Genomic DNA, 26,878 nt, shown 5'->3' on the forward strand with positions numbered 1-26,878 from the left:
GGTCAGTCGCCGCGCTGCTCGCGCTCCTGGGCGATATACGCCTCCATGTCGAGCGGCACCGTCGCGCCCGACGGATCGTCCGCCGGCTGCGCCGTCGGGAGGCGCACCTCGGGGACGGTGTCGGTCGTGATCCGGGCGTCGGCGGCGTCCGCGTCGTCCCACCGCTCGCCCCAGTGGCCGTCTCCGTCGAGGGAGAGCTGAGCGGGGTCGTACGCGTCGGTCTGCATCGAGGTGTCGACCGCCGCCGGGGTCGTCTCGGGCACTCGGCCGATCGCCGCGAGGGCGTCGTCGACGTCCGACGAGGCGGCGCCGAGGCCCGCGAGCAGGCGGTCGTCGCGCACGCCGTCCGACAGCGACTCGAGCAGGGCCGCCGCGTCGTCGACGACGTCCGGACGGTGCGCCTCGAGGCCGTGCACGAGCCACCGGGCGAACTCGAGCTCGGCGTGCAGTCGGGCGCGCACCCGCAGCGCGGCGTCGGGCGCGCGGTGCGCGGCCGCCGCGTACGCCTCGTGGATGTCCTCGGCGGCGTCGGGCGCGGACGCCACCCAGCGCAGGTCGACGGCGGGGTCGTCGATCGACAGTCCGTGCCAGTCGAGCACGCCTGCGACGCGCGGGACGCCCGCGACGTCGTCGGTCAGCACGAACGAGGTGGACTGCGTTCCGCCGAGGCACACGGACGACTCGAACGCCCAGAGCCGGTCGTCCTCGACCGCCTCGCGCCAGCGCACCATGAGCCGGACGGGGACGCGCCCGCTCGCGCCCGCGGCGTCGAGCACCCGCTCGATGTCGGCGCGCGACTGGTCCGGCGTGCGCACCGGGAGCCCGGCCGACCGGACGACCGAGCCGGGCAGCGCGTGCAGCACGGCCATCGCGCGGCCGAGCGACTCCGCGACCCCGCGCCCGGGCGGGATCTCGCTCGCCTCGACCTGGTAGCCGCGCACGTAGCCCGTGACCACCGCGCTCGTCCCGTCGAACGGCACGGCGCCGTGGAACTCGGGGGCGTCGAAGCCGAGGAGCTCGCGCACGCCCGACGTGAGCGCGCGCAGCGCCACGATCTCGGCCGAGATCTCGCGCTCGGCCGCCTCGTCGACGGGCACGCGGACGACGAGCTCGCGCCCGTCGGCGAGCGTCGCGACCGCCGCGTCGAAGCGGCCGGCGCCGCCGGCCGTGAGGGACCTGACGCCCGTGACCTCCGCACCGGGCACGGCGGCCGTCGCGGCCGCGGCTAGAGTGAGGAGTGAGCGTGGCATGGGTACCAGGTTAGGTCGCCGCCGTGCTCGTCCCACCGCGCCACGCCCGCGAGAGAGGTACCGGATGCCCGTTCATTCCGCCCCTGCGAGGATCGACAGGAGCGCGGAGGAGCGCGACGCGCCCGGCCTGCTCGAGACGGCGATCGCCGATCCCGCGACGCGCGTCCTCGCCGTCCGCGGCGACGCGGCCCCGGTCGCCGCGGACCCCGCGCCTGCGCTCGCGCTCGTCGAGCCGGGCGACGTCCGCGACGGCGCGACCTGGGCCTTCCTCGGGCGCGATGCGTCGGGCGCGGCGGTGCTCCTGGCCGCGTTCCCGCAGGATGCCGACGCCCTGCTCGTGGACGCGGAGTGGAGCACCATCCGGACGTCCGGCGCGCTCCTTCCCGCCGGACAGCTCGACGTCCTCGTCGTCGCGGTCGCCCTCGGCCGCTGGCTCGTGGACGCGCCGTTCTGCCCGGCCTGCGGCTCGCGCACGGAGGTGCGTCAGGCCGGATGGTCGCGGCTGTGCCCCGGCTGCGGCCGCGAGCACTTCCCGCGCACCGACCCCGCGGTGATCGTCGCGATCACGAGCGCCGACGGAGAGCGCCTCCTGCTCGGCGCGAACGCCTCGTGGCAGGGGCGGATGTACTCCTGCTTCGCGGGATTCGTCGAGGCGGGGGAGTCGCTCGAGACGACGATCCACCGCGAGATCCGCGAGGAGGCCGGCGTCCGCGTCGACGGCATCCGCTACCTCGGCTCGCAGCCGTGGCCGTATCCGCGCTCCCTCATGCTCGGGTTCCACGCGGCCGCCGTCGACGACGCCGAGGCGCGCGCCGACGGCACCGAGATCCTCGATGTCCGCTGGTTCACCCGCGAGGAGATCGGCGAGGGCCTGGCCGGGCGCGGCCCCGTCGCCCTGCCCGGCGCGGTCTCGATCGCGCACCGCCTCATCCGAGCCTGGTACGAGGCCGCGTGAGCGCACTCGACGCCCTCGACGAGCAGCAGCGCAGGGCAGCGTCGATCCTGCGCGGCCCCGTCGCCGTGCTCGCGGGAGCCGGCGCCGGGAAGACGCGCGTCATCACGCACCGGATCGCGCACGGGGTCGACACGGGCGCGTACACGCCGCAGCGCGTCATGGCGCTCACCTTCACGGCCAAGGCTGCCGGCGAGCTGCGCGGGCGGCTGCGGGCGCTCGGCGTCGAGGGCGTGCAGGCCAAGACCTTCCACGCGGCGGCGCTCGCGCAGCTGAACTTCTTCTGGCCGACCGTGACGGGCGACGTCGCCCCGACCATCGTGGACAACAAGGTGCGCCTGCTCGCGCACGCCGCCGACGAGCTGCGCCTGCGTCCGGACAAGGCGACGCTGCGCGACATCGCGGCGCAGATCGAGTGGCGCAAGGTCACGATGCGCTCGATCGAGCAGTACGCGACCCTGCAGCGCTCGGTCGGCAGCATCCGCCCGTCGGCGCTCGTCGACCTCATGCGCGCGTATGAGAAGCTCAAGGACTCACGGCGGCAGCTCGACTTCGAGGACGTCCTGCTCGCGTGCGCGGGCATGCTCGAGGCGGAGCCGCAGGTGACGCGGGCCGTGCGGGAGCAGTACCGCCACTTCACGGTCGACGAGTACCAGGACGTCTCGCCGCTGCAGAACCGGCTCCTCGAGCTGTGGCTCGGCGATCGCCGCGACATCTGCGTCGTGGGCGACGCGAGCCAGACGATCTACTCGTTCACGGGCGCCGAGGCGCGCTTCCTGCTCGACTTCGAGCGCCGGTACCCGGATGCGACGGTCGTGCGTCTCGAGCGCAACTACCGCTCGACGCCGGCGATCGTCGATGTCGCGAACGCGCTCATGCGCGGTCGTCCCGGTGCGCTCCGGCTCGAGGCGTCCGCCGCGGCGACATCCGGTGAGATGCCGGTCGTCACGGGCTACCACGACGAGCACTTCGAGGCCGAGGGCGTGGCCGACGCCATCGCCCGTCAGCTCGAGTCGGTGCCGCCGTCCGACATCGCCGTGCTCTACCGCTCGCATGCCCAGTCCGCCGAGATCCAGGACGCGCTCGCGCGGCGGGGGATCCCGACGACCGTCCTCGGCGGGCGGCGCTTCTTCGACATGCCCGAGGTGCGCCAGGCGCTGCTCGCCCTCCGCGGGGCGTCGGTCGCGCCGACCGATCAGGGCTTCGCCGACCTCGTGCGCGACGTGCTGCGCAGCCTCGGCCACGCCGAGGAGCCGCCCGCCGCGGGCGGCGCCCTGCGCGACGCGTGGGAGGCGCGCGCCGCCATCCTGCGCCTCGCCGAGGAGGCCCCGCCGGGCACGACCCTCCGCGCGTTCACGGAGGGGCTTCTCGCCCGCGCGAAGGACCAGCACGAGCCCACGCTGCAGACGGTGACCCTCTCGACCCTGCACGCCGCCAAGGGCCTCGAGTGGCCGCACGTGCATCTCCTCGGGCTCGCCGAGGGGCTCCTGCCGATCTCGTACGCGACGTCGCTCGACGGGGTCGACGAGGAGAGGCGCCTCGCGTACGTCGGCATCACGCGCGCAGGGCGATCGCTGTCGCTGTCGTGGCCTCGCGCGTCGGCGTCGGGTCGGCTGCAGCGAGAGCCGTCGCGCTTCCTCGCGGAGATCGGCACAGGCACTCTGCGTGGTGCCGGTGGCTCCGCCACTGCCGGCGCCCGTCGCCGCTGACGCGCGCGGACCGCGCGGCGTCGTCGCCCGCCGGGGCGCGCAGGAGCTCGGTCAGGAGCGTCGCCGTCGCCGCGACGAGGGGCGACGGCGTCTCGGGCGGGCGGCGCGCGAGCAGCTGCAGCGCGAGCACGGGCCAGGCCGGGTCGCGCTCGCGCTCATGCGCTGCGAGGCAGCCGAGGCAGGGCGTCGCGCCGGGGCGGACGAGCGGCCCCACCTCGGCGCTCTCGCGGGCGAAGACGATCGGCGCATGGACGACGTCGTCGCGCACGAGCGGCACCCACGCACTTGGCGCGACGGCGTGATGGGCGACGAGCGCGACGGGGACGTGCGCGCTCACGGCCGCGAGCGTGACCCACTCCGGCGCCCATCCGCACGCGGCGAGGGCGTCGCACAGCGCCGTGACCGTCGCCGCGGAGACGCCGTCGGCGGTGAGGATGTGCAGGAGCCCGGGGTCCTCCTCGCGCCGCAGCGCGGGGGCGATGTGCGCGAGGAACGTCCGCAGGCGCACCTCGTCGACGCCGACCGCACCCGCGAGGTCGTCGTGCTCGTCGACGCCGTCCGCGAGCCGGACGAGGAGGCGCTCCTGCCAGGGCGCCGGCTCGCGGATCCGGACGCCGCCGTCGAGTCCGAGCTGGATCGTCGCGGCGTCGCGCCAGAGCGGGAGCCGCGCGGGGTCGAGGCTGAGGTGCGCCATAGCGCGATTCTGCTCCGCGCGACGCCGGCGCGAGCGGACTGTCCACAGGCGGCCCGACCTGCGCGCGCAGGTCGGGCCGCCTGTGGAGGAGACGTCACACGGGCTGGTCGCCCTCGGGCCGCGGATGGCCCTCGTCGTCGTCGGACGGCGGCGCCGGCGCATCGCGGTCGGCCTCGCCCTCGGTGCGCTCGGCCTCCTCGGCGAGCAGGCGCGCGAGCGCGTCGTCCATGTCGTCGGCCTCCGGCTGCTCGCCGCGGGCCTGCGCCTCGAGCCTCGCGATGAGACCGGCCGGATCGTCGATGTCCTCCGAGGTGGGCATGAGGTCGGGGTAGTCCCACAGGCTGTCGCGCGCGGCGATGCCCACGGCGTCCCCGACGGCGCGCCACATGGCGGCCGCCTCGCGCAGTCGCCGGGGACGCAGGCGCAGCCCGACGAGCGCGCCGAGCGCGTCCTCGGCCGGCCCGCCCTCGGCGCGGCGGCGGCGGATGGCCTCGGCGATGCGCTCGAGATGCGGCACGCGCGCGGTCGCGTCGGCGGTCACGACGTCGATCCAGCCCTCGACGAGCGCGAGGAGGTTCTCGAGGCGGGCGAGGGCGAGCTTCTGCGCCTCGGACTGCTGGGGGAGCAGAGCGCCGCTCTCGAGCGCCTGGCGGAGCTCCTCCGGGTTCGAGGGATCCAGGCGCGACGCCATCTCCTCGAGCGCGTCCGTGTCGACGCTGATGCCGCGCGCGTAGTCGTCGATCTGGGAGAGGATGTGCAGGCGCAGCCACTTCGCGTGCCGGAACAGGCGCGCCGAGGCGAGCTCTCGGGCCGCGATGTAGAGCGCGAGCTGATCCTCCGGGATCTCGAGGCCGGCCCCCAGCTCCGCGAAGTTCTGCGGAAGGAGCACGGCGCTGCCGGCCGGGATCACCGGGATCCCCACATCCGCGCCGCTCACGACCTCGAGGGAGAGCTTGCCGACGACCTGGCCGAGCTGCGTCGCGAACAGCGTGCCGCCGACCCCGCGCATGAGGCGCCCCGCGCTCTGCACGATGTCCTGCATCTCCTCGGGCACCTGCGAGCGCAGGGCCTCCGTGAGCGCGTCCGCGATGCTCGTCGCGACCGGCTCCGCCACCTCCTGCCACACGGGCAGCGTCTGCTCGACCCACTGGCCGCGCGTGATCGCGCGCGGCAGCTCGGCGGTCGGCGAGAGGGTCGTCACCTCGCCGAGCCACAGCCCGGCGAGAGCGAAGGCCTGGTCGAGATCGGTGCGCTGCCCGTCCGTCACGCCGAGACCGTCCTGATTGGCGATGTGGAGCGCCTGGCGCTTCGTCGCGTCCCACGAGATCGAGCCGTCCTGCGCGCCGGCGAACACGCCCTGGAACTGCTGCATCATCTGCGACAGCGTCGCCGGGTCGACGGGCATGCCCGCCATGCGCGACAGCTGCTCGGGGTCGATCGCGCCGCCGTTCATGAGGCGGCGCAGGAGCTCCTGCAGGTCGTCGTCGGGAGTCCTGTCGTCGTCAGCCACGTCAGCCGCCTTTCAGCCGGTCTCGGTCCGTGCGATCTAGGCTAATCGCGCCGGTCCGTGCTCCTCCCGCAGTGAGGCGGATGCGCTTACGCCACCCGCGAACGACGGCGGAAGGATCCCCGTGACACTCATCGACGCCCCGCACTCCCGGTCTGCCCGCACGCCGTCCTCGCCCGCGTCGCGGCGCACCGTCGCGGGCATCTGGGCGCTCGTGGTCGCCCTCGTCGCCCTCGTCGCGATCACCTTCCTGCCGACGTCGTACGTCATCCAGCAGCCGGGGCCCGTGTACGACACGATCGGGACGGCGCCCGACCACGGCGGCGAGGAGAAGCCGCTCATCTCGGTCGAGGGGGCGCAGACGTACGAGACGTCGGGATCGCTCGACCTCACGACCGTGCAGGTCGTCGGCAACCGCGAGCGCACGCCGTCGTGGTTCGAGCTCGCACTCGCGTGGCTCGACGGCTCGCGCGCGGTGGTGCCGATCGACGCGGTGTTCCCCGAGGGGCAGACGAGCGAGCAGCGCGAGGAGCAGAACGCCGCGCTCATGGTCGACTCGCAGGCCGAGGCGACGGCCGCCGCGCTCTCGCAGCTGGGCTACGACGTCGGCGCCCGCCTCGAGGTCGTGCGGCCCACGAGCGACGACTCGCCCGCGAGCGGCGTCGTCGAGGAGGGGGACGTGATCGTCGCCGCGAACGGCGAGGACGTGGCCGACATCGATCGGCTCAAGGAGATCGTCGCGGAGGGCGAGGGCGCTCCCGTGACGCTCACCGTCCAGCGCGACGGCGCGGAGGAGGACCTCGAGATCACGCCGGAGGAGGGCGAGGTCGACGGCCGGACGACGTGGCTGATCGGCGTCTACCTCACGACGACGTTCGACTTCCCGATCGACGTCACGATCCAGCTCGACGACGTCGGCGGCCCGAGCGCCGGCACGATGTTCGCGCTGGGCATCATCGACACCCTCACGCCCGGCTCGCTCACCGGCGGCGAGGAGATCGCCGGCACCGGCACGATCGACGCGGCGGGGACGGTCGGCCCGATCGGCGGGATCCGGCAGAAGCTCTACGGGGCGCGCGGCGCGGGCGCCGACTTCTTCCTCGCGCCGGCGTCGAACTGCGACGAGGTCGTGGGACATGTCCCGGCGGGTCTCGAGGTCTTCTCGATCGAGACGCTCGACGACGCCATGACGGCCGTCGAGGCGATCGCGCAGGGGGAGACGGGCGACCTGCCCACGTGCACGGCCGGCTGAGCATTCCCCATGACCGGGCGATGCGCGTGATGCGCATGCCTAGGATGGAATGGTGACCTCGACCTCAGCGCCGACTCCGGCCACGACCCCGTCTCCGTTCCGAAGAATCGTCACGATCTCGCTCGCGGTCATCGCTGCGCTCGTCGTCGCCTTCTTCGTGTTCGCATCGCTCTACACCGACTTCCTCTGGTTCGATCAGCTCGGCTTCGAGTCGGTGCTGCTGACGCAGTGGACGGCTCGGGTCGTGATGTTCGTCGTGGGCTTCGCGGGGATGGCGGTGCCGGTCTGGCTCGCGATCTTCCTCGCCTACCGCCTGCGCCCGGTCTATGCGCGCCTGAGCTCGCAGCTCGACCGGTACCAGGAGGTCGTCGAGCCGCTCCGCCGCCTCGCGATGTGGGGCATCCCGGTGTTCTTCGGCTTCTTCGCGGGCTTCGCGGCCTCGTCGCAGTGGGAGACCGCCTGGCTGTGGGCCAACGGCACGCCGACGAGCGACGCCGACCCGCTGTTCGGGCTCGACACGGGCTTCTACATGTTCGCGATGCCGTTCTACGCGGGCGTCGTCGGGTTCGCATCGGCGACCGTCCTCATCAGCCTGCTCGTCACCGCGCTCGTGGCCTACCTCTACGGGTCGGTCCGCATCGGGCAGGGCGAGCTGCGCATCTCGAAGCCCGCGCGGATCCAGCTCGCGATCACGGCCGGCGTCTACCTCCTCGTGCAGGCGGCCAGCCTCTGGCTCGACCGCTACTTCACGATGGTCGAGCAGGGCAGCCGCATCACGGGCCCGGGCTACGCGGGCGTCAACGCCGTGATCCCCGCGCAGACGATCCTCTCGATCGTGGCGGCTCTCGTGGCCATCCTCTTCTTCGTGACCGCGGTCATCGGCCGCTGGCGCTACCCGCTCATCGCGACCGCCCTGCTCATCGTGACCTCGCTCGTGATCGGCGTCGGCTACCCGTGGGCCGTGACGACCTTCCAGGTCCGCCCCAACGAGCAGGCGCTCGAGATGGACTACTACCAGCGCAACGTCGACGCGACCCGCGCCGCGTACGGCCTCGACGGCATCGAGAAGGTGCCGTTCGCGGCCGAGACCGACGCGGCCGCCGGTCAGCTGCGCGACGACGCGGACACGACGGCGTCCATCCGCCTCATGGACCCGGCCATCATCGGCCCGACCGTCCAGCAGCTGCAGCAGTACCGCGCGTACTACGGCTTCGAGGACACGCTCGATGTCGACCGCTACGAGGTCGACGGCGAGACGCAGGACACCGTGGTCGCGGTGCGCGAGCTCGACATGGACGAGCTCGACGCCGACGCGCGCACCTGGAACAACACGACCCTCGTCTACACGCACGGCTACGGCATGGTCGCCGCCAAGGGCAACGAGCGCACGAACGAGGGCGAGCCGGTCTTCATCGAGGGCGGCATCCCGTCCAGCGGCGCGCTGAGCGACCTCGAGTACGAGCCGCGCGTGTACTTCGGCGAGAACAACCCGGAGTACTCGATCGTCGGAGCGCCCGAGGGCGCCGACCCCGTCGAGCTGGACTACCCCGCCGGCGAGGAGGGCGCGTCGCAGACGAACACGACGTTCTCCGGCGACGGCGGCCCGAGCGTCGGCAGCTTCTTCAACCGCGTGCTGTACGCGCTCAAGTTCCAGTCCGAGCAGATCCTCTTCTCGGACTACGTGAACGAGGAGTCGCAGATCCTCTACGACCGCGATCCGCTCACGCGCGTGCAGAAGGCCGCGCCGTACCTCACCCTCGACAACGACCCGTACCCGAGCGTCGTCGACGGCCGGATCGTGTGGATCGTGGACGGCTACACGACGAGCGCGACCTACCCCTACTCGTCGCAGGTCAGCCTGTCGCAGGCGATCAGCGACTCGACCAACCCGACGCCGAACCTGCTGATCGACGAGATCAACTACATCCGCAACTCGGTCAAGGCCACGGTCGACGCCTACGACGGCAGCGTCACGCTGTACGCGTGGGACGAGGAGGACCCGGTCCTCGAGACCTGGCAGAAGATCTACCCGAACACGATCAAGCCGATCGACGAGATGTCGGGCGAGCTCATGAGCCACGTGCGCTACCCGACGGACCTCTTCAAGGTCCAGCGCGCGATGCTCGGCACGTACCACGTCGACAACGCCCGGGCGTTCTACCAGCGCGACAACGCCTGGACGACGCCGAACGACCCGACCAGCGACCAGCAGCTGCAGCCGCCGTACTACCTGTCGATGCGGATGCCGGGGCAGGACGAGGCCACGTTCTCGATGTTCACGACGTTCATCCCCGACGGCGGCACGCGCAACGTGCTCATGGGCTACCTCGCGGTCGACTCCGACGCGGGCGCCGACGCGGGCAGCGTGCGCGAGGACTACGGCAAGCTGACGATGCTCGAGATCTCGGCCGACACGACCGTGCCGGGGCCGGGTCAGGTGCAGAACTCGTTCAACTCGGACTCGCAGATCGCGAACGAGATGAACATCCTCACCATCGGCGCGTCGGATGTGAGCCTCGGCAACCTGCTGACACTGCCCGTCGGCGGCGGCCTGCTCTACGTGCAGCCCGTCTACGTGCAGTCGACCGGCGGTACGTCGTACCCGCTCCTGCGCAAGGTGCTCGTCGCGTTCGGCGACCAGCTCGCCTTCGAGGACACCCTCGCCGAGGCGCTCGACGAGCTGTTCGGCGGCGACTCGGGTGCCGACACGGGCGATGAGGATGTCACGCCCGTCGACCCGGAGACCGAGCAGCCGACCGAGCCCGAGCCCGAGCAGCCGGAGGAGCCGACGCAGCCGACGCCGCCGTCGAGCGACACCTACGAGCAGGCGCTCGCCGATGCGCAGACGGCGATCGAGGCCAAGAAGGCCGCGCTCGAGGAGGGCGACATGGTCGCGTACGCGGAGGCCGACGCCGACCTCACCGAGGCCGTCGAGCGCCTGCTCGCGTTCCTCGATGACACGGGTGCGGCCGAGGAGGCCCCGGCCGAGTAAGCCGGCGCAGCGCGCACGCACGCGGCCCCGCAGGAGCGATCCTGCGGGGCCGCTCCGCGTCTCCGGTCGTGTGCGCCGCCCGCAGCAGGAGAATCGGATGGCTGCAGGACGGCGGCGGGGATCGGCGTCCTGCAGCGGGCGGATCCTCCTGCGCTCGCGTGACGAGAAGGATGGCCAGCGCCGGGCAGGCAGCGTATGCAGAAAAGGCAGAAGGCCCGGATCCTCTCGGATCCGGGCCTTCACTTGGTTGCGGGGGCAGGATTTGAACCTACGACCTCTGGGTTATGAGCCCAGCGAGCTACCGAACTGCTCCACCCCGCGGCACATGAACAGCCTAACACGGCGTCGCGGAGAGGGCGAATCGAGCGGCCCCCTTTGCGCGCCCCGGGCGTGGCGCGAATGATGGAGGGCATGACGGCTGACACGGCACGGGCGGCGGGACTGCGTCCGGGGGAGAGCGCGGCGGAGCGCTTCGACCGCAACTGGAACGAGGTGCTCCAGGAGCTGCGCGTCCTGCAGACCGGCACCCAGATCATCACGGGCTTCCTCCTCGCCCTCGCGTTCCAGCCGGCCTTCGCCGACCTCACCGGCGGCCAGCGGGTGTTCTACCTCGTGCTCGTCGTGCTCTCCGCGGTGAGCGCCGTGATCGCGCTGGCGCCCGTCGCGCTGCACCGCGTGCTCTTCCGCGAGGGGAGGAAGGGGCTCACCGTGCGCTTCGGGCACATCGCGCTCCTGTCGGCGCTCGTCGTCGTCTCCGTCCTCCTCGTCGGCGTGGTCGGCTTCATCTTCGACGTCGTCGTGAGCGATCAGGCCGCCTGGCTCGCGGGAGGGATCCTCGGCGGCGTGATGCTGGTCCTCTGGGTCGCGCTGCCGCTCCTGCTGCGCACGCGCCCTCCGCGACCGGGGGAGAGCGGCGCACCCGCCGACGCCGCCCCGCGACCGGCGCAATAGGCTGGCGGCATGTCGGAGCACGCCGTCGGAGTCGCCGTCGCCCAGTTCTCGCCGGGCGCCGAGCCCCGCGCCAACCGCGAGGACATCGCGGCGCTCGCCGAGCGCGCCGCCGAGCGAGGGGCGAGAGTGGTCCTCTTCCCCGAGTATGCGAGCAGCTTCATCCACCCCTTCGACGAGACGCTCGTCGAGCGCGCGGAGACGCTCGACGGCCCGTTCGCGCAGCACCTCGCCCGCGTCGCCGCCGACCACGGCCTCGTGATCGTGGCGGGGCTCCTCGAGCGCGCCGACGACCCGCGTCGCGTGCGCAACACGGTCGTCGCGGTCGACGCGGATGGCGTGCGCGCGACGTACCGCAAGGCCCACCTCTACGACGCGTTCGGTCAGCGCGAGTCCGACTGGGTGGAGCCGGGGGCGCTGACGGAGCCCGAGACGTTCGAGGTCGACGGCCTCGTGTGCGGCCTCATGACCTGCTATGACCTGCGCTTCCCCGAGTCGGCGCGCGTCCTCGCGGATGCGGGTGTCGACGTCGCGCTCGTTCCCGCGCAGTGGGTGCGCGGTCCGCTCAAGGAGCATCACTGGCGGACGCTCGTCACCGCGCGCGCGATCGAGAATACGATGTACGTCGCCGCGGCCGACCACACGCCTCCGCTCGCGGTCGGCAGCTCGCTCATCGTCGACCCGCAGGGGACGGCGGTCGCGAGCGTGGGCACGACGACCGACGTCGCCGTGGCGTTCGCCGAGCGGTCGGCGATCGACAACGTGCGGCGGGTCAACCCGGCGCTCGCGCTCCGGCGCTACCGCGTGGCCCCGCGCTGAGCCTCAGTCCGCAGCGTGCTCAGGCGGGTCGCCGCGTCCTGGAGGACCTCGTCCCGCTTGCAGGCGGCGAAGCGCACGAGCGTGCGGTACTCGTCGCGCCGCTCCCGCGTCGCGAACGCGGTGAGGGGGATCGCGACGACGCCCGCGCGCTCGGGGAGCGCGCGGCAGAACTCCGCCGCGTCGCTCGCGCCCAGAGCCGCGGCATCCGCGACGGTGAAGTACGAGCCGGCCGGGGTCGAGACGTCGAAGCCCGCCGCGCGCAGCCCTTCGCCGAGGATCTCGCTCTTGCGTCGCATGTCGGCGGACACCCCGCGGAAGAACGCGTCGGGCAGGCGAAGGCCGACCGCGATGGCGGGCTGGAACGGCGAGCCGTTGACGTACGTGAGGAACTGCTTGACGGCGAGAACCGCGTCCACGAGCTCGGCCGGCCCCGAGACCCAGCCGATCTTCCACCCGGTCGTCCGGAAGGTCTTGCCCGCCGACGAGATGGTGAGCGTGCGCGCTGCGGCGCCGGGCAGCGTCGCGATCGGCACATGCGGACCGTGGTGCACGAGATGCTCGTACACCTCGTCGGTGACGATGACGGCGTCATGGCGGTCGGCCAGCGCCACGATCCGCTCGAGTGCCTCCCGCGAGAACACCGCTCCCGTGGGGTTGTGCGGATCGTTCACGAGGATGATCCGGGTGCGGTCGGTGACGGCCGCCTCGAGCTCGTCGAGGTCCGGCTGGAAGTCGGGCCAGCGCAGCGGCACGGTGCGCAGGCGGGCTCCGGACAGCGCGACGCACGCGGCGTAGGAGTCGTAGTGCGGCTCGAAGACGACGACCTCGTCGTCGGGCCCGTCCACGAGCGCCAGCAGAGTCGCGGCGAGCGCCTCGGTCGCGCCGGCCGTCACGAGCACCTCCCGCGCGGGATCGAGCTCCAGCCCGTAGAAGCGGCGCTGGTGCTGGGCGATCGCCTCGAGCAGCTCGGGCACGCCGCGCCCCGGCGGGTACTGGTTGCGGCCCCCGGCGATGGCCGCCCGCGCCGCGTCGAGCACCTCGGCGGGGCCATCCTCGTCGGGGAAGCCCTGCCCGAGGTTGAGGGCGCCCGTGGCGGTCGCGAGGGCCGACATCTCGGCGAAGATCGTGGGGGCGGGCGAGCCGTCGGCTCCGAGCAGCCCGGCTCCTGCGGCGGTGCGCCTCCAGGCGCCGCTGACGTGTCGCATCCGCTCAGGCTACCCGCGCGCGAAGTCACGCCCGCGGCATACGCGCATCATAGGAAGCACACAGACTGCGGGATCACCCTGAAGAGGACGTGGAAGAAGGAGCACCCATGGACGAGCAGCGTTCCGAAGACACCCCTCTGAACATCCCGCCGCGGCCGGCGCCGCCGACGGGCTACGGGCGGCCGCAGGAGGCTCCCGCGCAGCCGACGCCGCCGCACGCCGCTCCGCCGCACGCCGCTCCCGGTCACCCGGGGGCTCCCTACCGCGCGCAGAGCGCGTACGAGGCGCATGGCGAGGCGCAGGGCGCGGCGTTCGGCGCGACGCAGCCCACGCAGCCGCTTCCGCACGACGGCGCGCCGCAGGCCGTGTGGGCGCCGCAGCCGCGCGCGGAGGAGCGGAAGTCGAAGGGCGGCGGCCGCGTGGCCGCGGCCATCCTCGTGGCCGCTCTCGTCGGCGGCGGCGCGGGCTTCGGCGGCGGCTGGGTCTCGAACTCCCTGACGGCCGGCGGCGGATCGGTCGCGGAGTCGGGCAGCGCGCCGTCGAACATCACGGTGAACAACCCCGGGTCGGTCAACGAGGCCACGGCGGTCGCGACCGAGGTGCTGCCGAGCGTCGTCACGATCGAGGTGGCCGGCGGGCAGTCGTCGGGCAGCGGATCGGGCGTCGTCATCAGCGAGGACGGCTACGTCGTCACGAACACGCACGTCGTGACCCTGGGCGGCACGGCGGCCGACGCGACCGTGCGGGTCACGGCGAGCGACGGCCGCATCTACGACGCCACGATCGTCGGCACCGACCCGACGTACGACCTCGCGGTGATCAAGCTCGAGGGCGCGTCCGGTCTCACGCCGATCGAGTTCGCCGACTCGTCGAAGCTCAACGTGGGCGCCACGACGGTCGCCGTCGGCGCGCCCCTCGGACTCGCCAACACGGTCACCACCGGCATCGTGAGCGCGCTCAACCGCAGCATCGAGATCGCGTCGGCCGCGGCGCCCGAGGGCGACAGCGTCGAGGGCGAGGACGAGGGGCAGGGAGAGGGATCGAGTCCCTGGTTCTTCGACATCCCCGGCCAGGAGGACCAGCAGGCGCAGGCGAGCGAGTCCATCGCGATCTCGGTCATCCAGACCGACGCCGCGATCAACCCTGGCAACTCCGGCGGCGCGCTCGTCGACAGCGAGGGCAAGCTCATCGGCGTGAACGTCGCGATCGCGACGGCCGATCAGAGCTCGTCGGAGTCCGGATCGATCGGCGTCGGCTTCGCGATCCCGTCGAACGTCGTCGAGCGGGTGGCGAACGAGATCATCGAGAACGGCACCGCGACGCACGGCCTCCTCGGCGCGAGCGTGCAGCCCTCGAGCCAGGTCGAGGGCGCGACCATCACGGGCGCGTACATCGCCGAGGTCGTCGAGGGCGGTGCCGCCGAGGCCGCCGGACTGCAGGAGGGCGACATCGTCACGCGGTTCAACGGCGCCAAGATCAACGACGCCGTCGACCTCACCGCCCAGGTCCGCGCGGCCGCCGGCGGCAGCGAGGCAGAGGTGGTCTACGTCCGCGACGGCGAGGAGCACACCGCGACGGTCAAGCTCGGCACCCTCGAGTGACCACCCCGCGCCCGTGAGAGCGGGCTGACCGGAAGGACGCCGCCCCACCAGTACGCTCGTGGGGTGGCGTCCTTCTCGTTCGGTGCGGGCAACGCGGCGAAGCTCCTGCGCCTGCCCCTGTATGCGCTGGGGAGGATCGCGACGCTCGCGATCCCACGCGGCGACCGCTGGGTCTTCGGATGCGGCGCGGGCGTCGGCGACGGGCCGCTCGCGCTGTGGGAGGTGGCGGCCGCCGAGGGGCACCGGGCCGTGTGGCTGACGTCGGACTCGCGCGAGGCGGAGGAGGCGGCCGCGCGGGGCATCCCGACCCTCCCGAAGCTCTCCTGGCGCGGGTTCTGGGCGACCGCGCGCGGCGGCGTCCTCGTCGTGTCCTACGGCACGGGCGATGTCAACCCGTATGCCGTGTCGGGCGGATTCCTCGTGCAGCTCTGGCACGGCATCCCGCTCAAGCGCATCGGCCTCGACTCGCCCGAGACGGTCCGCTCGGCGCTGCTGCCCGACTCGATGCTCGTCCGCGGGCTGCTGGCCCGGCTGTATCGGGGAGCGCAGCACCGGATCCGGCTGCTCCCTGCCGCGTCGCACCTCGTGCGGGGGCGCCTCGAGTCGGCGTTCGCGCTGCCGGATGACCGCGTGGCGGTGACGGGGGAGCCCCGGGTCGACGTGCTGAGCGCGGGCACCGCGGACGAGCGCAGCGCTCGCGCGCGGCAGCTCCTGCGTGCGGCGGTCGGCGATCTTCCCGACGGCGCGCGTCTCGTGCTCTACGCCCCGACCTGGCGCGACGGCGAGCCCGACCCGGCCGTTCCCACGGCTGAGGAGTGGCGCGAGATCGTGGACGCGCTCGCCGCGGCCGACCTCGTGCTGCTCGTCCGCTCGCACCGCCTGGGGGCGGGCGCGTACGTGCCGCCTTTCCCGACGGACCGGGTGCGCGACCTCGGCTCCGATCGGCTGCGCGACGTCACGGCGGCGCTCCCCGGACTGGATGTCCTCGTGACGGACTACTCGTCGCTCGCGTACGACGCGGGCCTCGTGCCCCTGCCCGTGCTGTACCTTGCCCCCGATCTGGAGGCGTACCGCGCGCGACGGGGCTTCTACGGCCGATACGAGGACGTCGCCGGCGAGGACTACGCGACCGGCTGGCCCGGCCTCGTCGCGCAGCTGACGGAGGTCGCCTCCGACCCCGCGGCGCTCGCAGATCGCACCGCGCGGTCTGCGAGACTGAGCGAGCGCGTGCACGCGTTCCGCGACGGCGGCAGCGCCCGGCGTGTGCACGATGCGATCGTCGCTCGACGCGCGCGGGCCAGGGGCCCGAGGAGAGGAAACCGATGACGACCGCCCGGTTCGAGCAGGACGGCCCCGCCCTCGTCGTGGAGGGAGAGGGCGACGCGCCCGCCTCGGCGCGCCTCGAGGGGTCGCGCGCGGCGGTCGAGGGCGCGGTCTCCGCGAGCGGGGGCGGATGGTCGGTGCGCTTCGCGCTCGTCGCGGCCCGCTGGGGCGGGCCCGAGCGACCGCTCCCGTCCGGACGCTATCGCGTGGCCGTCGCCGGCGCCGAGCTCGATGCGACCCTGCCGGTCGAGATGCTGGGCACGCTGCGCGCGCAGCTCGACGGCGACACGGTGCTCGTCGGCCCGCCCGTCGACCCCGTGTACGACGGCGGAGAGGCGCAGGGCTCGCTCGAGCGCCGCTACCTCTCGCACACCGCGCCGCTCGAGGACGCGGTCTTCTTCGAGAGCTTCTACGGGCGCAGCGCGAGCTGCAACCCGCTCGCGCTCGACCGGGAGATCGCGCTCCGCGCCCCGGGGGTCACCCGCTACTGGAGCGTGGTCGATCTCTCCGTGGCGGTCCCGGATGGCGCGGTCGCGGTCGTCGAGGGGAGCCCCGAGTGGTGGCGCGCCCGGAGCGTCGCGAAGCTCGTGATCGTCAACGACTGGCTCCGCCGCGCGTTCGCCCGCCGTGATGGCCAGCGCGTGCTGCAGACCTGGCACGGCACGCCGCTCAAGCGCCTCGCCCTCCACCGCAAGGGGTTCGCGCCGCGCCGATGGGGAGCGGTCATCAAGGAGTCGCGCCGGTGGGACGTGCTCCTCGCGCAGAATCCGTACGCCGCGAGGATCCTCGCGCGCGCCTACGCCTTCTTCCGCAAGCCCGTCTGGGTCGAGGGCTACCCGCGCAACGACGCGCTCGTCACGGGCGACCCGCTCGCCGTGCGCGAGCGCCTCGGCATCGAGCCGGGGGAGCGCGTGCTGCTGTACGCGCCGACCTGGCGCGACGACCGCGACGAGATCGTGGCGTTCATCGACCCGGCGCGACTCGCGGTCGAGGCGGACGCCGTCGTGCTCGTCCGCGGGCACTCGCGCACCCTCATCCCCGGGCGCGACGTCGCGGGTCCGCGGGTCGTCGACGTCACGGCGTACCCCGACACGTCAGAGCTCCTCCTCGCCGCCGATGCGCTCATCACCGACTACTCGTCGGTGATGTTCGACTTCAGCGTCACGGGCAAGCCCATGTACTTCCTCGTGCCCGATCTCGCCCACTACCGGGGCGCTCTGCGCGGGTTCTACTTCGACCTCGCCGCGCGCGCCCCCGGCCCGCTCGTGCAGGACATGGACGGCCTCCTCGCCGCGCTCGCGGCGGATCCCGCGGAGTACGCCGAGCGCTACGCGGCGTGGCGACGCGCGTTCAATGCGCGCGAGGACGGCCGTGCCGCCGAGCGCGTGGTCGCGCGCCTCATCGACCAGGGGCTCCTGCCGGTCGGCTGACCCGCTACGGCAGCGGCGTGTTGCGTCCGGAGAGGCGCGAGGTGTCGACGGTGTCGTGCGCGCCGCGCACGGCGCCCGTGAGGAACCCCGTTCCCCACGACAGGTGCATGGTCGGCAGCACCGCGAGCAGCCATGCCCGCTCCCGCCATCCGAACGGCCCGGGCGCCCGCGCGCCGATCGCGACCGCCGCGACGAGCGCGGCGTAGGCGACGAGCGGTGCGCACAGGGCCCACGTCGCGACGGCGAGACCGGGAGCGGGCACGCCGGCGAGCTGCAGTGCCCCGCTGATCGCGGCGAGCGCCACGAGGATCACGAGCGCGGGCGGCGCGAAGTACTTGAGCGAGTTGCGGCGTCCGTAGCGGCGGAAGAGCTCACCGCGCCAGCGGCCGGTGGCGAGGAACTGCTGCGCGAGGCGCGTCCACCGCTCGCGCGGCCAGTAGGTCACCGACAGCGCGGGATCGAACCAGACGCGGTAGCCCGCCGTGCGGATGCGCAGATTGAGCTCCCAGTCCTCGCCGCGGCGGATGGTCTCGTCGAAGAGCCCGACCTCCTCGAGAACGGCGCGTCGCATGACGCCGAGGTACGCCGACTCGGCCTCGCCCTCGCGCGACCCTCCGTGGTACGCGCCGCCGCCGAGCCCCACGGGGGAGTTGTACGCCCAGGCGGCTGCGCGCTGGAACGGCGTCCGTCCGTCTGCCCGCATCACGCCGCCGACGTTGCCCGCGCGGGTGCGACCGAGCGTCTCCAGAGCGCGGGCCGCGTAGCCCGGCGTGAGCTCCGAGTGGGCGTCGACGCGGATGATCGTGGGGTGCGTGCTCGCGCGGATGGCCGCGTTGAGCCCGACCGGGATGTCGGCGGCGGGGTTGTCGACGAGGAGGATGCGCTCATCCTCCTCCGCGAGAGCGCGCGCGAGCTCGGTCGTGCCGTCGGACGAGGGTCCGAGCGCGAGGACGAGCTCGACGGGCCCGGGGATCTCCTGCGCGAGGGTCGACTCGACCGCGCGGCGCAGGTACGGGGCCTCGTTGAGAACCGGCATCACGAACGACACACCCGCGTCGAGCGGGACCGACGGCGCGTCCCTCCGAGGCGCGCGGGGGCCCGGCAGGGGATCGTTACGCATTCGACGATCATCCCATGACGGCCGCCGGGAAAGCCCCCGGTAGCCTGGTCGGGTGGGTGTGACGCGCGATGTGAAGAAGGCGATCAAGCTCCTCCGGAAGGCCGTCGCGACGCGGAACGCACACAGGACGGTGCGCCGCACGCTCGCCACGCGGCCCCCGCTCACGCCGCGGAGGTTCCGGATCGCGGTGTACTTCGCCGACGGCGCGGTCAACATGTACCAGATGCGCCAGTGGTACCGACCGCTGCAGGAGCTCGCCGAGCGCTGGCCGGTCGTCGTCATGGCGCGCAACTCGCTCGGGGCGCAGGCGCTTCTCGACGACGGCGCGCTGCCGGTGGCGTTCACCCCGAGCGTGACGAGCATCGAGCGGTTCCTCGAGGCGCAGGACATCCGCATCGTGCTCTACGTGAACCAGAACACGCGCAACTTCCAGATGTTCCGGTACGGCGAGCGCTGGCACGTGTTCATCAACCACGGCGAGTCCGACAAGATGTACATGACGACCAATCAGTACAAGGCCTACGACCGCGCTCTCGTCGCGGGCCAGGCCGCGCGCGACCGCCTCTCCCGCGTGCTGTGGGACTACGACGTCGATGCGCGCACGATCGAGATCGGCCGCCCGCAGGCCGATCACTACTCGGGCGAGCTGCCCTACACGCCCGACGAGCGCACGGTCGTGCTGTACGCGCCGACCTGGGAGGGCGACCGCCCCGCCGCGCGCTACGGCTCGGTGGCCTCGCACGGGGAGGCGCTCGTCGCGGCGCTCCTCGCGACCGGCCGCCACCGCGTCATCTACCGTCCGCATCCGCGCAGTGGTGTCGTGAACGCGGCGTTCGGGGAGGCGAACGAGCGGATCATCCAGGCCATCCGCGCGGCCAACCAGAAGGACCCGTCCGCGCAGCACGTCTACGACGATCGGCCGGAGCTCGGATGGCAGCTCGCGGCGGCCGATGTCGCGATCGTCGACATCTCGGCGATGGTCTACGACCGGCTCGCGGTCGGCAAGCCCCTGCTCATCACGAGGCCCGCCGACCCCGCTGCGGAGATCGACGAGGGCGGCTACCTGTCGGCGTGCGAATGGCTCGAGCCGGCCGACGCCCCGGACATCGTCGCGCACGTCGAGCGCGTGCGCGAGGATCCTGAGGCAGCGCAGCGCCTCGCGCACTGGGTCGCTCACTACTTCGGCGACACGACGCCGGGGGTCGCCACGGCGAAGTTCCACGCCGCCATCGAGCAGCTCATGGCGAGTTGGGAGGAGTGGCGCGCGCGCTCGTCGTCCTGATCCTCAGCGGATCGGCCAGCTGCCGTCGAGCGCGTCGGCGGGGTCGAGCCGGCCGATCTTCACGAAGTACTCGGTGAGGCTCTCCGCCTGCTCGCGCGCCCAGCCGATCTGCCGGTCGTGCAGCTCCGCGACATCCTCGGGGAGCATCCCCGCGTAGCGCTCGACGAGCGCGAAGGCGAGCCGCCCCGCGGCCACGGCGTCGGCCGACGCGTCGTGCGCGGCCTCGAGGACCACGTCGTAGTGCGCCGCGACGGTCGCGAGCGTGCGCTTGCCGCGGCGATACCGGTCGCACGTCTTGTCGACGACGAGCGGATCGAGCACGGGGGTGGGCGACGCGATCGGCTCGACGCCGTGGCGCAGGGCCTCGTGCTTGAGCAGGGAGAAGTCGAAGGGCGCGTTGTACGCGACGATCGGCACGCCCTCGGCGAAGATCGCGCGGAGCGCCGACACGACCTCGGCGACGACCTCGGCTGCCGGCCGCCCTTCCGCGCGCGCCCGCTCGGTCGTGATGCCGTGGACCGCGGTCGCTCCCTCGGGGATGTCGATGCCCGGGTCGGCCATCCAGTGACGCGACCGCAGGACCGTGCCGTCGGCCGAGAGGAGTCCGACGTAGGCCGTGACGATGCGGTCGGACTCGACGTCGACGCCCGTCGTCTCGAGGTCGAACACCCCGAGGCGATCCAGGCGCCCGCCGGGCGCGGCGAACCAGGTGGGGCGCTCGCCCGCGTCGTCGAGCTCGAACAGGGGCGGCGGATCCGGCCATGATGTCGCCATAGGGAGAATGTAGGGCGCAGCGGGGACAAACCCGCGTATGCCACCCCGGCGAACGTAGACTCGTGCGGTGCCCGTCGCCTCCCCGTACGCGTCCCGCCTCGCCCGCATCCCCGTCCGCCGCGCGGAGGTCGAGGTCCTGGGCACGCGGACGGCCTACTGGGTGTACGGGCCTGACGACGCCGAGACGAGCATCCTGGCGGTGCACGGGTTCCGCGGGGACCACCACGGGCTCGAGCCGGTCGTCGCGCATCTGCCCGGCGTGCGCGTCGTCATGCCCGACCTGCCGGGCTTCGGCGAGACGCCGCCCGTGCCGGGCCGGCCCCTCGACCTGGATGCGTTCGTCGCGTGGCTCACCGCCTTCGCCGCCGAGGTCGCGCCGGGCGCCGTCGTGCTCGGGCACTCGTTCGGATCGATCGTCGCGTCCGCGGCCGTCGCCCGCGGACTGCCGACACCGCGGCTCATCCTCGTGAACCCGATCGGCGCGCCCGCGCTCGAGGGGCCCCGGGGCGTGCTGACGCGCCTGGCGGTGCTCTACTACGCGGCGGGCGCTCGGCTGCCCGATCCCGTCGGCACGTGGCTCCTGCGCTGGCCGGTGATCGTGCGGATCATGAGCATCGCGATGGCGAAGACGCGCGACAGGGCCCTGCGCCGCTGGATCCACGACCAGCATGATCGCTTCTTCTCGGGGTTCGCCGACCGGCAGGCGCTGCGCGAGGCGTTCGTCACGAGCGTGTCGCACGATGTGCGCGCGTTCGCCCCGCGCATCGCCCAGCCCACGCTGCTCATCGCCGCCGACCGCGACGACATCACGCCGATCGAGGCCGAGCGCGCGCTGCGCGGGCTGTTCCCCGATGCGCGGCTCGTCGAGCTGGCCGACGTCGGCCACCTCATCCACTACGAGAGGCCCGCGGAAGCGGCCGAGGCCATCCGCTCGTTCGTGTGAGGCGCGCTCAGCGCTCGCGGCGCGCGAGCTCCATGAGGCCGCTCACGCGGTAGGGGATGGCCTCGCTCATCACGAGGGACGTCTCGGTGCGCTCGACACCCGAGACGGACAGGATGCGGGCGTCGACGTCGAAGAGGTGGCGCGCGTCGCGGCACGCCACGAGCGCGAGCAGGTCGACCTGCCCGCTCACGCCGTAGACCTGGATGACCTCGGGGATGCGCCGCAGCTCGTCCGTGATCGCAGGGAGCTCGGGCTGGCGCACGCCGATCGACAGGAACGCCTGGAGCGGGAAGCCCAGGCCCTCGGTCGAGATCGCGCGCTCGAACGAGTGGAACACGCCCGCGCGCTCAAGGCGCGCCATGCGGGCCTGGACGGTGTTGCGGGAGAGGCGAAGGCGCTCCGCGAGCGCGACGACCGTCGCCCGCGGGTCCTCGGAGAGCGCGGCGAGGAGCTCGAGATCGACGTGATCGAGGGAGGCCATAGAGAGAGACGGTAGCACCCGGGCCGTCGCGCGATTGCGCATCCTGCTCAGTCGTTATCGGATCGATTGCGCGTGCTGGTCCGGAACCCCGGCCGACACGGCCGTGACTGCGCGAGCGGCTATCCTGACCGGGATATGAGAGCCTCCCGCCGCCGCCTCCTCGCGCTTCCCGTCGTCGCCGCGGCAGCGGTCCTCGTGCTCTCATGCGCGCCATCCGCGCCGTCCTCGTCCTCGCCATCCGCGCCCGGTGCATCCGCCCCCTCGAGCCCGACCGCAGCGCCCGATGCGGCCGCAGCTCTGCTCGAGGAGGCCGGCGACCCTGCCGCGTGCGCTGTCACCTTCGCGGGGGAGGGCATCGCGCTCGATCCCGTTCTCGCCACCGAGGGCGCGCACGTCGCCGAGCTGCCGCTGCCGGAGCGCGAGGGCGCGGTGTTCGCCGGCTGGTACCTCGACGCCGAGGCGGCGGCGGCCCTCGACGTCACGCAGCGCGTGAACATCGCCGACGTCGTCTCATGCGACGAGGACCGCAGGCTCCCGCTGCACGCCGCGTGGACGACCCCCGAGGAGACGGCAGCCGCCGACGTCGGGGTGCCGATCCTCATGTACCACCAGTTCACCGCCGACCCCGCCGGCGTGGACGACCCCCTCCGGCTCAACTGGGCGTATGCGGGCGACTTCGAGCAGCACATGGCCTATCTCGCCGACGAGGGCTACTACCTGCCGAGCTGGCGCGAGCTGTCGGCGTTCATCGACGGGCGGCTGCGGCTGCCCGAGCGCTCGGTCATCGTCACGGACGACGACGCGCACGCGTCCTGGTTCGACCTCGCGGTGCCCGTGCTCGACGAGCACGGCGTGCTCGCGACGTCGTTCGTCATCACGAAGTGGCGTTCGGAGCCGACGCCGTCGCCGTACGTGCTGCAGCGCTCGCACACGCACGACATGCACGATCCGGGTGCGGACGGGCGCGGACGGATGGTCAACTGGACCCCCGAGGAGATCGCCGCGGATCTGCGCACGTCGGCGGACATCCTCGGGGCGGCGGAGGTGGTCGCCTACCCGTTCGGCCATTACGACGAGCGGAGCAAGCAGGGTGTCGCCGACGCGGGCTTCGAGATGGCGGTGACGATCGAGCCGGGGTTCGTCCGTCCCGGCGCCGACAAGCTCGCCCTCCCGCGCGTGCGGATCGACTACGGGATGGGCCTCGAGGCCTTCATCGACGCCGTGAGCTGAGACGCCAGATCGGCGTGTCTCGGTTGCCGTGGGAGAGACGCGTGCGTCAGTCGGCAGGGACAGCGGAGTACGACAGGAGCGAGAGGCCCTCGTCGTCCAGGCGGAACGCGTGCTGCGACCCGTTCTCGACGCGCTCGCCGGGGCGGGGGAACTCGCCGTCCGAAGCGAGGGCGATGAGCACCCGGATGAGCGACCCGTGCGCGACCGCGATGAGCGGTCCGTCGACATGCGCGTGCGCCGCAGCGGCGTCGCGCAGCGCGGCCACGGCCCTGGTCGCAACCGCCTCGTCGCTCTCGGCGTCAGGACCCATGGCGCGGCGCTGGAGCTTCCAGAGGTCCTCCGAGGTCATGCCCTCGGCCGAGGCGTAGTCGCGCTCGACGAGCCCGTCGTACAGGGCGGGCCCCGGCACCCCCAGGACGCCGGCGATGATCTCGGCGGTCTCTCGTGCGCGGCTCAGCGGGCTCGACACGACCGCTGCGTATCCGCCGTGGCGCAGCGCCTCAGCGGCCTCGCGCGCCTGAGCGCGTCCGGTGTCGTTGAGCGGGATGTCGGTGCGGCCCTGCACGCGGCCGAGCATGTTCCAGTCGGTCTGCCCATGGCGGACGAGGGTGATGACGGTCACCCCTCGAGCCTAGGGGCACGTGCCTCAGAGAGCGCCGGATCCTCGAAGGGCCGGCAGCTCGTCGGCCAGCGCGGCGAGCACCTCGCTCGTGCCCGCGTCGACCTTCACCGTCGCGCGCCGGTCGGCGCGGGTCTCCCCGCGGTTGACGATCACGACGGGGATCCGACGACGCCGTGCGCGCTCGACGAGCCGGATGCCCGAGTTTACGACGAGCGAGGAGCCCGCCACGAGCAGGGCCCCGCTCGTGGCCACGAGCTGCTCGGCCTCCCGGAACTTCTCCGCGGGGATGAACTCGCCGAAGAACACGACCTCGGGCTTCAGGACGCCTCCGCACACCGTGCAGTCCGGGACGACGAAGCCCTCCGACGACGCGGGGAGGACATCGCCGTCCGGCCCGAGCTGCACGCGGTCCGGCACCGTGATCCACGGGTTCTCCCGTTCGAGGCGCTCGCCGACGTCGCGGCGGTCGAACACCTGCCCGCAGTGCGTGCAGAGAACCCGGCGCATCGTGCCGTGCAGCTCGACGACCCTGCGCGATCCCGCGCGCAGGTGGAGCCCGTCGACGTTCTGGGTGACGACGCCCGTGGCGACGCCCGTGCGCTCGAGGGCGGCGATCGCGGCGTGCCCCGCGTTGGGCTCGGCGGCCGCGAACGCCTTCCAGCCGAGGTGCGATCCGACCCAGTAGCGCCGCCGCGCCGCCTCGTCGGAGAGGAACGTCTGCGCCGTCATCGGCGTGCGGCGGGGCGCACCCTCGCCTCGGTAGTCGGGGATGCCGGAGTCCGTCGACACGCCGGCACCGGTCAGCACGGCGATGCGGCGCCCCGCGAGCACCTCGATCGCCTGCCGGACGCCGGCGGCCGCGCCCGCGTCGATCCGCTCGGTGAGAACCATGGAGCCTCCTCGTGGCCGAGTCTAGGCGCGCTGTCTTTCGCGGAGGTTACGGACGGCTCATCCCGCGCCCGGATGGGACGATGGACGGATGATCCTGCACCCGATCGACGACCCCGCCGACGAGCGCCTCGCCGACTACCGCGACCTCACCGACGTGGCGCTGCGCCGCGTCAGCGAGCCCGAGCGCGGCCTCTACATGGCCGAGTCCGCGAAGGTGCTCGGCCGTGCGCTCGCCGCGGGCCACGCGCCGCGGTCGGTGCTCACGGCGCGCAAGTGGCTTCCGGACGTCGAGCGGCTCGTGGGCGATCGGGATGTCCCGGTGTACGTCGTCCCCGACGAGGTCGCCGAGCAGGTGACGGGGTTCGCGGTGCACCGGGGCATGCTCGCGGCCATGCAGCGTCCTGAGCCGCCCGCGGTCGCGGACGTGCTCGCTCACGCGAGGACAGTGCTCGTGCTCGAGGACATCGTCGACCACACCAACGTGGGCGCCGCCTTCCGCGCGGCCGCGGGTCTCGGCGCGGACGCCGTGCTCGTGACGCCGCGGTGCGCGGACCCCCTCTACCGTCGCAGCGTGCGGGTGAGCATGGGAACGGTGTTCCAGGTGCCCTGGACGCGGCTGCCGGAGTGGGCGCCTCGGGAGGGCGTGGGCGCGCGCGAGCTGCTCACCGCGTCGGGCTTCCACCTGGCCGCCATGGCGCTCGCCGACGACGCGGTGCCGCTCGATGCCTTTGCCGCCCGCCGCCCGGAGCGGGTCGCGTTCGCGATGGGCTCCGAGGGCGACGGGCTCAGCCGTCGCGCGCTCGCCGCGGCCGACACCGTCGTGACGATCCCCATGGCGGGCGGCGTCGACTCGCTCAACGTCGCATCGGCGGCCGCGGTCGCGCTGTGGGCGCTGCAGCACCCGCCCGCGGGCTGACGGTCAGTCCTCCGCGATCGAGACCGGGCCGGGCTGCGGGCGCTTCGCCGAGACGAAGTCTCCCGAGGACTGATGGCGGAGCCGCCGCAGCACCCACGGGACGAGGTGGCTGCGGGCCCACACGAGATCGTTCTGCCGCGCCGCGCGCCAGGAGGTCGCGGGCCGCGGGTCGGGCTGGAGCGGCTGCAGGTCGTTCGGGACGTTGAGCGCGCGCAGCACCATGCGGGCGACCTCGTGGTGCCCGAGCGGGTTCATGTGCAGCCGATCGGCCGCGAAGAAGCGCGGATCCTGGATCTCCTTGAGCGCCCACTGGTCGGCGACGACGCAGTCGTGGCGGTCGGCGATCGCCCGGATGTTCTCGTTGTAGATCGCGATCTTGCCGCGGAACGGGCGGAAGACCGGCGTCCAGGCGACGTCGATCCCGGTGAAGACGACGATCGTCGCGCCCTGAGAGCCCAGGCGCTCGACGGCTGCCTCGAACTGGGCGGCGATCGCGTCGGGATCGGTGCCGGGGCGGATGACGTCGTTGCCGCCCGCACAGAACGTCACGAGGTCGGGGCGCAGCGCGATCGCCGGCTCGACCTGCTCGTCGACGATCTGGCCGATGAGGCGCCCGCGCACGGCGAGGTTGGCGTAGGCGAAGTCGTCGACCTGCGTCGCGAGCACCTCGGCGACGCGATCCGCCCATCCGCGATGGCCGCCCGGCGCCGCAGGATCCGGGTCGCCGATCCCCTCGGTGAACGAGTCGCCGAGCGCGACATAGCGCCGCCAGGGGTGGACTCCCTCGTTGTCGGCCGCCGCCATCCGCGTCTCGTCGCCCGTCGCCATGGTCCCTCGCCTCCGTGCCTCGTCCGCGCCTATCGAGACTAGTCCCGGTCGTCGAGACCAGCGCACCCCGCACCGGTTTCGGCGCCCGGGGCTAGTCTCGACGAACGCT

Annotated in this window: 22 protein-coding genes and 1 tRNA gene; 13 read left to right on the forward strand and 10 right to left on the reverse strand. The window is 73.1% G+C overall.

All coding sequences use genetic code 11. The features are described 5' to 3' along the window. Window positions 1–2: 2 nt before the first annotated feature. Complete coding sequence (locus tag GC092_RS06525; protein ID WP_282978014.1) at window positions 3–1,250, reverse strand: phosphotransferase; 1,248 nt, start codon at window positions 1,248–1,250, stop codon at window positions 3–5. Between the two features lie 64 nt (window positions 1,251–1,314). On the opposite strand from GC092_RS06525, the gene nudC reads away from it, so the two are divergent. Beyond that, window positions 1,315–2,205, forward strand: coding sequence for an NAD(+) diphosphatase (nudC, locus tag GC092_RS06530; RefSeq protein WP_282978012.1), 891 nt, complete (start codon window positions 1,315–1,317; stop codon window positions 2,203–2,205). Continuing rightward, window positions 2,202–3,911, forward strand: a complete 1,710-nt coding sequence (locus GC092_RS06535) for an ATP-dependent helicase (protein ID WP_324014510.1) — start codon at window positions 2,202–2,204, stop codon at window positions 3,909–3,911. Before nudC ends, GC092_RS06535 begins: the two co-directional genes overlap by 4 nt. 788 nt (window positions 3,912–4,699) lie before the next feature. On the opposite strand, the gene GC092_RS06540 is transcribed toward GC092_RS06535, so the two are convergent. Next, window positions 4,700–6,115: a zinc-dependent metalloprotease gene (locus tag GC092_RS06540; RefSeq protein ID WP_324014511.1), complete on the reverse strand. Its 1,416-nt coding sequence runs from the start codon at window positions 6,113–6,115 to the stop codon at window positions 4,700–4,702. A gap of 121 nt (window positions 6,116–6,236) precedes the next feature. On the opposite strand from GC092_RS06540, the gene GC092_RS06545 reads away from it, so the two are divergent. After that, a complete protein-coding gene (locus GC092_RS06545; RefSeq protein ID WP_416383296.1) occupies window positions 6,237–7,364 on the forward strand; it encodes a YlbL family protein in 1,128 nt (375 codons plus the stop codon). Window positions 7,365–7,413: 49 nt separating this feature from the next. Next, window positions 7,414–10,356, forward strand: coding sequence for a UPF0182 family membrane protein (locus GC092_RS06550; protein ID WP_324014512.1), 2,943 nt, complete (start codon window positions 7,414–7,416; stop codon window positions 10,354–10,356). A 244-nt stretch (window positions 10,357–10,600) separates the two neighbouring features. Here the strand turns inward: GC092_RS06550 and GC092_RS06555 are convergent. After that, window positions 10,601–10,677 (reverse strand) — tRNA-Met (locus tag GC092_RS06555). 90 nt (window positions 10,678–10,767) lie between these two features. On the opposite strand from GC092_RS06555, the gene GC092_RS06560 reads away from it, so the two are divergent. After that, window positions 10,768–11,307 (forward strand): DUF6328 family protein, encoded by a 540-nt coding sequence (locus GC092_RS06560; protein ID WP_282978004.1) that lies wholly within the window; start codon window positions 10,768–10,770, stop codon window positions 11,305–11,307. Window positions 11,308–11,316: 9 nt separating this feature from the next. After that, a complete protein-coding gene (locus GC092_RS06565) occupies window positions 11,317–12,123 on the forward strand; it encodes a carbon-nitrogen hydrolase family protein (RefSeq protein WP_324014517.1) in 807 nt (268 codons plus the stop codon). On the opposite strand, the gene GC092_RS06570 is transcribed toward GC092_RS06565, so the two are convergent. Next, window positions 12,102–13,328: an aminotransferase class I/II-fold pyridoxal phosphate-dependent enzyme gene (locus GC092_RS06570; protein ID WP_324014519.1), complete on the reverse strand. Its 1,227-nt coding sequence runs from the start codon at window positions 13,326–13,328 to the stop codon at window positions 12,102–12,104. The genes GC092_RS06565 and GC092_RS06570 overlap by 22 nt on opposite strands. A gap of 107 nt (window positions 13,329–13,435) precedes the next feature. On the opposite strand from GC092_RS06570, the gene GC092_RS06575 reads away from it, so the two are divergent. The 3 genes from GC092_RS06575 (at window position 13,436) to GC092_RS06585 (ending at window position 17,682) form a co-directional block, all read left to right on the forward strand. Further along, on the forward strand, window positions 13,436–14,929 hold the full coding sequence (locus tag GC092_RS06575) for a S1C family serine protease (protein ID WP_324014521.1): 1,494 nt from the start codon (window positions 13,436–13,438) through the stop codon (window positions 14,927–14,929). A 63-nt stretch (window positions 14,930–14,992) separates the two neighbouring features. Continuing rightward, window positions 14,993–16,255: a CDP-glycerol glycerophosphotransferase family protein gene (locus tag GC092_RS06580; RefSeq protein ID WP_324014524.1), complete on the forward strand. Its 1,263-nt coding sequence runs from the start codon at window positions 14,993–14,995 to the stop codon at window positions 16,253–16,255. Further along, entirely contained in the window at window positions 16,252–17,682 is a 1,431-nt protein-coding gene (locus tag GC092_RS06585; RefSeq protein WP_324014526.1) for a CDP-glycerol glycerophosphotransferase family protein, read from the forward strand. Before GC092_RS06580 ends, GC092_RS06585 begins: the two co-directional genes overlap by 4 nt. Window positions 17,683–17,686: 4 nt before the next feature. Here the strand turns inward: GC092_RS06585 and GC092_RS06590 are convergent, their stop codons facing one another. Then, window positions 17,687–18,718: a glycosyltransferase family 2 protein gene (locus GC092_RS06590; RefSeq protein WP_324014861.1), complete on the reverse strand. Its 1,032-nt coding sequence runs from the start codon at window positions 18,716–18,718 to the stop codon at window positions 17,687–17,689. Between the two features lie 136 nt (window positions 18,719–18,854). Between GC092_RS06590 and GC092_RS06595 the strand changes: the two genes are divergently transcribed. Then, a complete protein-coding gene (locus tag GC092_RS06595; RefSeq protein ID WP_282977997.1) occupies window positions 18,855–20,084 on the forward strand; it encodes a CDP-glycerol glycerophosphotransferase family protein in 1,230 nt (409 codons plus the stop codon). Window positions 20,085–20,087: 3 nt separating this feature from the next. Here GC092_RS06595 and GC092_RS06600 read toward each other — a convergent pair whose 3' ends face one another. Continuing rightward, entirely contained in the window at window positions 20,088–20,858 is a 771-nt protein-coding gene (locus GC092_RS06600; RefSeq protein WP_324014529.1) for a 3'-5' exonuclease, read from the reverse strand. A 67-nt stretch (window positions 20,859–20,925) separates the two neighbouring features. Between GC092_RS06600 and GC092_RS06605 the strand changes: the two genes are divergently transcribed. After that, window positions 20,926–21,801 carry an alpha/beta fold hydrolase gene (locus tag GC092_RS06605; protein WP_324014531.1) on the forward strand — a complete coding sequence of 292 codons (876 nt, stop codon included), beginning with the start codon at window positions 20,926–20,928 and terminating at the stop codon, window positions 21,799–21,801. A 7-nt stretch (window positions 21,802–21,808) separates the two neighbouring features. Here GC092_RS06605 and GC092_RS06610 read toward each other — a convergent pair whose 3' ends face one another. Continuing rightward, a complete protein-coding gene (locus GC092_RS06610) occupies window positions 21,809–22,282 on the reverse strand; it encodes an Lrp/AsnC family transcriptional regulator (RefSeq protein WP_271172121.1) in 474 nt (157 codons plus the stop codon). Between the two features lie 135 nt (window positions 22,283–22,417). On the opposite strand from GC092_RS06610, the gene GC092_RS06615 reads away from it, so the two are divergent. Further along, entirely contained in the window at window positions 22,418–23,512 is a 1,095-nt protein-coding gene (locus tag GC092_RS06615; RefSeq protein ID WP_324014533.1) for a polysaccharide deacetylase family protein, read from the forward strand. Between the two features lie 46 nt (window positions 23,513–23,558). Here GC092_RS06615 and GC092_RS06620 read toward each other — a convergent pair whose 3' ends face one another. Together GC092_RS06620 and GC092_RS06625 are read right to left on the reverse strand one after the other, a co-directional pair. Continuing rightward, the gene (locus GC092_RS06620; RefSeq protein WP_324014535.1) at window positions 23,559–24,134 is read right to left on the reverse strand and encodes a histidine phosphatase family protein; all 576 of its coding nucleotides are present in this window, start codon (window positions 24,132–24,134) and stop codon (window positions 23,559–23,561) included. Window positions 24,135–24,158: 24 nt separating this feature from the next. Further along, entirely contained in the window at window positions 24,159–25,025 is an 867-nt protein-coding gene (locus tag GC092_RS06625; protein WP_271172118.1) for a Sir2 family NAD-dependent protein deacetylase, read from the reverse strand. Between the two features lie 88 nt (window positions 25,026–25,113). Between GC092_RS06625 and GC092_RS06630 the strand changes: the two genes are divergently transcribed. Beyond that, window positions 25,114–25,941, forward strand: a complete 828-nt coding sequence (locus tag GC092_RS06630; protein ID WP_324014539.1) for a TrmH family RNA methyltransferase — start codon at window positions 25,114–25,116, stop codon at window positions 25,939–25,941. Between the two features lie 3 nt (window positions 25,942–25,944). Here GC092_RS06630 and GC092_RS06635 read toward each other — a convergent pair whose 3' ends face one another. Next, window positions 25,945–26,769: an SGNH/GDSL hydrolase family protein gene (locus GC092_RS06635; protein ID WP_282977987.1), complete on the reverse strand. Its 825-nt coding sequence runs from the start codon at window positions 26,767–26,769 to the stop codon at window positions 25,945–25,947. Window positions 26,770–26,878: the final 109 nt, after the last annotated feature.

The organism is Microbacterium sp. JZ37, from assembly GCF_035188445.1.
In the GTDB taxonomy this organism is placed as follows: Bacteria; Actinomycetota; Actinomycetes; order Actinomycetales; family Microbacteriaceae; genus Microbacterium; species Microbacterium barkeri.